General features: G+C 74.4%; 2 protein-coding genes. One reads left to right on the forward strand and one right to left on the reverse strand.

Annotated features, from left to right (window positions below):
* Positions 1 to 656: ATP-binding SpoIIE family protein phosphatase (locus IH13_RS0107690; RefSeq protein WP_158791090.1), on the forward strand; the 656-nt coding region annotated here is incomplete at its 5' end.
* A 6-nt stretch (positions 657 to 662) separates the two neighbouring features.
* Here IH13_RS0107690 and IH13_RS0107695 read toward each other — a convergent pair.
* Positions 663 to 1,295 carry a class I SAM-dependent methyltransferase gene (locus tag IH13_RS0107695; protein WP_031082230.1) on the reverse strand — a complete coding sequence of 211 codons (633 nt, stop codon included), beginning with the start codon at positions 1,293 to 1,295 and terminating at the stop codon, positions 663 to 665.
* Positions 1,296 to 1,450: the final 155 nt, after the last annotated feature.

Raw genomic sequence — 1,450 nt, forward strand, 5'->3', positions numbered from 1 at the left:
GCCCGCCGCTGGGACTCGGCGGCATGCCCTTCGAGACCTTGGACGTGTACCTGCCCGAGGACAGCCGCCTGGTCCTCTACACCGACGGGCTCGTCGAGAACCGGCAGCGGGACATCGACGAAGGACTGGAACTGCTGCGCGCCACCCTCGACGGGCACCCCGACCGCACCCCCGAGGAGACCTGCGAAGCGGTCATCAGGGCCCTGGTACCGGGACGGGCCCAGGACGACGTGGCCCTGCTGATCGGCCGCACCCGCAGGCTCACCGCCGAGAACATCGCCCAATGGGACGTCCCCTCCGACCCGGTCGCCGTCTCGGAGGTGCGGGCGGAGGTCTCCGGCACCCTCGCCGGGTGGAACCTCGTCGAGGAGTCGTTCACGACCGAGCTGATCCTCAGCGAACTGGTCACCAACTCGATCCGGTACGCCGCCGGGCCCATCCGGGTGCGCCTGGTCCGTGACCGCGCCCTCATCTGCGAGGTGTCCGACCGCAGCAGCACCTCGCCCCACCTGCGCCAGGCGGCCACCACCGACGAGGGCGGCCGGGGGCTCTTCCTCGTCGCCCAGCTCGCCGAGCGCTGGGGCACCCGCTACACCGACGACGGCGGCAAGGTCATCTGGACCGAGCAGCCCCTGCCCGGCGACGACCGTCTGTGAGCCGCCTCAGCCCCGTGTGCAGTGCAGGAACAGCTGGGGCTCGGGCGCCGCACCGGGACGGTCGGGCGTGAACACGGTGTGCCGCTCCCACTCGACCGTGAGCCCGGCCCCCGCCACGAGCGCCACGAGCGCCTCCGGTCCGAAGCTGGTCACCCGGACCCTCTGGCCCATGAACTCGGCGTCCACCTCCTCCACGTCCAGCGGTACCGTCGCCAGCACCAGCCGGCCCCCTGGCCGCAGGGCTCCGGCGAGCCGGTGCACCAGCCGGGTCTGCTCCCCCCGCGACATCTGAAGCAGTGCGAAGTAGACGCAGACCGCGTCGAGAGCCCCCGGCTCCAGCGGCAGCGCACGGATGTCCGCGCAGCGGAAGGAGGCCCCGGGCACCCGGCGGGACGCCAGCTCCACCATCACCGGCGACACGTCCACCCCCAGCACGTCGTGCCCCGCGTCGGCCAGGGCCGCGGCGGTCGGGCGCCCCGTGCCGCTCCCGACGTCGAGGACCCTGCTGCGCGGGTCCAGCCGCTCCAGCAGGCGGGTGAGCGACTCGCGGTGCGCGGCGGAGCCGGCGAAGGCCTGTTCGTACGCGGCGCCGATGGCGTCGAACGCGGCGGCGGCGGGGGGCCGGGTGCCCTCGGTCATCTTGCTGTCTCCTGTCGTCTCCGTTCCCCGGCGAAGGGGACCGTCGGGCGGTGGCGGGAGCGGCCGGCGGCGGTACCGGACCGGGCATGCGGTGGGCGCCGGACGAGCGGACCGGGGAGCCAGTGGGCCCCGCCCGGTCCGCGCGTGACGGCTGG

Source organism: Streptomyces sp. NRRL WC-3549 (assembly GCF_000721935.1).
GTDB lineage: Bacteria > Actinomycetota > Actinomycetes > Streptomycetales > Streptomycetaceae > Streptomyces.

What these genes read in the sequence shown, in the direction of transcription:
- IH13_RS0107695 (WP_031082230.1), bottom strand. Translation starts at nt 1,295, where the DNA reads ATGACCGAGGGCACCCGGCCCCCCGCCGCCGCCGCGTTCGACGCCATC.